Here is a 3,278-nt window from a genome sequence, read left to right as displayed (position 1 = left end):
AAAGCTCACCAACCTCCCGCAACAAATCCGAATCCGCCTGCGGAGGACGCATCCCCAACCCAGCAAGAAAATCCCGCAAAACCGGAGGATACTCCACAGACACAACGCCACCCAACAATCATCACATCATTAGTAAATGAATTACATAAACCGCAAGCATCAAGAACTTCAGAGATCTCAGTTCTCAGCCAATCAATCAACGCCCGCCGCGTCACCAATAGGGCTCGCCAGCAACTTCAGCTAACCCAGAGTTCGAAACCTCTGTTTATCCACGACCAATCAAGCGAGCCTTGAGCGGGGTCGGCATAGCAAGAGCCCCCAACCGAAACCCGCTTTCAGAGAAACCAAATCTACGGTCAGTCTCTGGTCCATGCCTTGACCCTTGAGCCTCTCATTGATCCGCAGTAACAGCTCCCAAAAAGCCGCCTGCAGCCTCCGGACCCCGAGGCATTACTTCTTCTCCATAGCGCCTGAAAACACATAATCGCAGTTCTCTCTGGCAAGCAAATCACGCCAAAGGCGAGCAGATCCAGGATTTGAATGGAATTACTCCTTGAGTATTAGTAGCAATTCAGGTTCATCGGAACAGAGCATTTGGAGAACTGGGCGCTGACTTGACCAACTGGCCACCCCCGAAGCCCGCCGCCATCAACCGACTGAAGTCTTCCACGAATAGCAGAAACCAATGAATGTCCAATTAAGTCAGGCGCCTAATGCACTGCATCGAAGGCCGGTCGAATTTCACGCTGCTGCGCATCTTCGCGGCACACCATGAGAAGCATCACCCGGCCACCCCTACGATAAAAACATGCGCCACCTCCCACACCAACCAGGCCACTTACCGATAGTTCTGCTGCAAATCCTCACCTTGTTCCGCCACATCGACGACGCCACTGAAAGTACCGATCGAGCTCATAACGCACCTGCCCCGCAGCCCGACTGTTGGTACGCACATGTTTCCACTTGAGTATCGAAGGCCCAGTTCAACGCCCGCGCCCGGTATCATTCTCCTGAAACGCTCAGGCAACGGACATTAACCTCCCTATTTCTTCAGTCATTTAGGGTTCCCGCATCAGTACCACGGGCCCCCACGGTCACTGGTTCATGTACATCACAGGCCTTCCCCACCCGGGCCAGCCCCAGACCCGGCCTAATGGCCCGAAGGCAAGTGGCTGTCCCCCGGCCGGCGCGCGCTGCTGGTCCTGACCTATCTACGTAAAGGCGGGCTATGCTGATTTGGCCTGCGAGATCGTCCTCCAGTCGGCCTTGCCCAACGCCCGGGACTGGCCATCGTCGCTGGTCAAGCGCATGGTCTGGGTCGAGGCCAGTAGGTCCGCGCCGATCAGCTGCAGTCAAGCGGCGTTGATCGTGAAAGGGCAGGGAGGGCAGCCGGGGAGGGCGGGCGTTCTGCGCCTGACGAATACGGTCCTCGACCCGCGCGTGAGCGCGGTGGCGCGCCTGAAGGAACGCAATCTGCCCGGTGCGGGTGTTCGTAGCGAAGGTCTGGTCGCGCTAGCCGTCACGTTCTTCGAAGGCGTTCCGTCGTGCTCCGGGATGCCGGCGTTCGCGGCGAATGAGGATCCGCATGCTTGTGGGCCAGGCCCGGGGCTTGGTGTTCTTGGCTGGTTTGCCGGAGGGGGCGCGCTCGCGACGCGAGGATGCGCGCCGCAGCCGGGCAGCCCCGGCCAGCGGCTGGGTCAGTTCAGCGACCTGGGCGCCTTCCCTTCGGTTGCCGTCGTGGTCGCCAGCTATGCCTCAGGTTCATACGGGCAGCAGGGTAATCGCTGGGCGGACGTCCTCGGTGACCGCGTAACCGCTAAAATATTCGGGGCCCTGAGCGGTGAGGTGGTCGATGAACGCGTGCGAGAACCCGGCGACGTCGGTGTGGACCAGGATTCGCCCGGCCCGCACCAAGTCAGGTAGTTGGGCCAGGGCCTCATCTAGAACGGCGATGTGATCAGTCGCGGTATTCGCGCCGACGTTGCCCGACCGCAGCATCCCGACCAAGGCCTCGTTGGTGTTGTCCGGGAAACACAGCAGCGGATGTGTCAACGGTCACTGAAAGCCTTGGTCTGGCGCACTTTATATGATGGTTGCGGCGCGGCGCTGTGACCTTGTGTTCCTTATTAATCAGGATGAGGAGTGTGATCTTGCGGACTACTTCTTTCCCACCTGGCTCAGTTGCGTTTTTCGGTAACAGGTTCCGCCAGCTCAAGCGTGACGCTGGAGGCTGAAAGCCCCACTGGCGAGGCAACCTGCCATCGATGCGAAAATCGTTCGACCCGAGTGCATGACCGATATCGCCGGACGCTGATGGAAGCCCCGCTGGCGGGCAGAGCCTTGACGATCCGACTCGCGGTTCGTCGCTTCGGCTGCGAGAACGCCTCCTGCTCGCAGACCACGTTCTCCGAGGTAACAGTTCGACACGGACGCAGGGCTCTTTGACCGTGTCGATGTTCGCCAGCATCGCCCTGGTCATGGCCGGCCGGGCCGGGGACCACTTAGCCAGCGGCCTGGGACTGCCCGTTGAGCACGACACGATGGTCCGGAGCATTCGTAGGCTCCTCGACCCAGCGCCTGATGAAAGCGGTTTACAGGTTTTAGGAGTGGCCGATTTCGCCTTACGCCGCGGACACCACTACGGCATGGCACGCATCGACTTGAACACACAGGGCCCGGTTGACCTGCTGCCAGGCCGGGACACCGAGAGCCTCAGCAGCTGGTTATGTGAACACGGGCAGGACGTGCAGGTCGTCTGCAGAGACCGCGCCAGGGCCTACGCTCAGGCCGCCCGGGACGTAGTGCCGAACGCAGTCCAGGTCGCAGACCGCTGGCACCTGTGGCACAACCTCGCCGACCACGTCGAGCGCGCTACCGAACGCTGCGAAGTGGGAGGCTCTGCGTTGGTAGCGGCTGGTCAGGTGGCGATAGCCGGTGAACGCCGTTGAACCAGGTCGTGGTTCGTTCGATCACCCAGCGATAGCGTCCCAGGCGTTTGCTGGACTCGATGCCCTTGCGGGCGATTCGGGGAACGATCCCGCGCCGGCGCACCCAGCAGCGGATCTCGACCGAGTCGAAGGCCTTGTCCGCGGGCAGCCCGGCGGGCTTGCGTCGGCGCAGGCCGCGGCGGGACCGGACCCAGGGGACTGCCCTGCTCATGCCTAGTTGTTCCCGGCCATGACGTTGGTGACGCCGGTGTGGAGCCGCTGTGCTGGAGGCTGGTTCCTGGCAGTGGTGTGAGCTCGATGGTAGTTGTAGTAGATGTTCCAGGTGGGGAT

The 3,278-nt window shown here is 61.0% G+C and carries 3 protein-coding genes and 3 pseudogenes; 4 read left to right on the top strand and 2 right to left on the bottom strand.

Annotated elements, in window-relative coordinates; all coding sequences use genetic code 11:
• From QSK18_RS35595 to QSK18_RS35585, 4 genes and pseudogenes are all read left to right on the top strand, one after another.
• Nucleotides 1-294 (top strand): hypothetical protein (locus tag QSK18_RS35595; protein ID WP_285628965.1); only part of this gene is annotated, 294 nt, incomplete at its 5' end.
• Nucleotides 295-1,236: 942 nt separating this feature from the next.
• Complete coding sequence (locus tag QSK18_RS35590; RefSeq protein WP_285628962.1) at nt 1,237-1,923, top strand: hypothetical protein; 687 nt, start codon at nt 1,237-1,239, stop codon at nt 1,921-1,923.
• A gap of 294 nt (nt 1,924-2,217) precedes the next feature.
• Nucleotides 2,218-2,445, top strand: a complete 228-nt coding sequence (locus QSK18_RS36225; RefSeq protein WP_352396736.1) for a transposase family protein — start codon at nt 2,218-2,220, stop codon at nt 2,443-2,445.
• 8 nt (nt 2,446-2,453) lie between these two features.
• Nucleotides 2,454-2,861, top strand: a pseudogene (locus QSK18_RS35585) (transposase); the annotation flags it as partial.
• A gap of 33 nt (nt 2,862-2,894) precedes the next feature.
• On the opposite strand, the pseudogene QSK18_RS35580 reads toward QSK18_RS35585, so the two are convergent.
• Together QSK18_RS35580 and QSK18_RS36220 are read right to left on the bottom strand one after the other, a co-directional pair.
• Nucleotides 2,895-3,150, bottom strand: a pseudogene (locus QSK18_RS35580) (IS5/IS1182 family transposase); the annotation flags it as partial.
• Between the two features lie 11 nt (nt 3,151-3,161).
• A pseudogene (locus QSK18_RS36220) lies at nt 3,162-3,278 on the bottom strand (IS481 family transposase); the annotation flags it as partial.

Origin of the sequence: Kineosporia sp. NBRC 101677 (assembly GCF_030269265.1) — a bacterium.
GTDB lineage: Bacteria > Actinomycetota > Actinomycetes > Actinomycetales > Kineosporiaceae > Kineosporia > Kineosporia rhizophila.
Note: the sequence above shows the minus strand (reverse complement) of the source record. Positions and strands in the feature narration are given on the sequence as shown.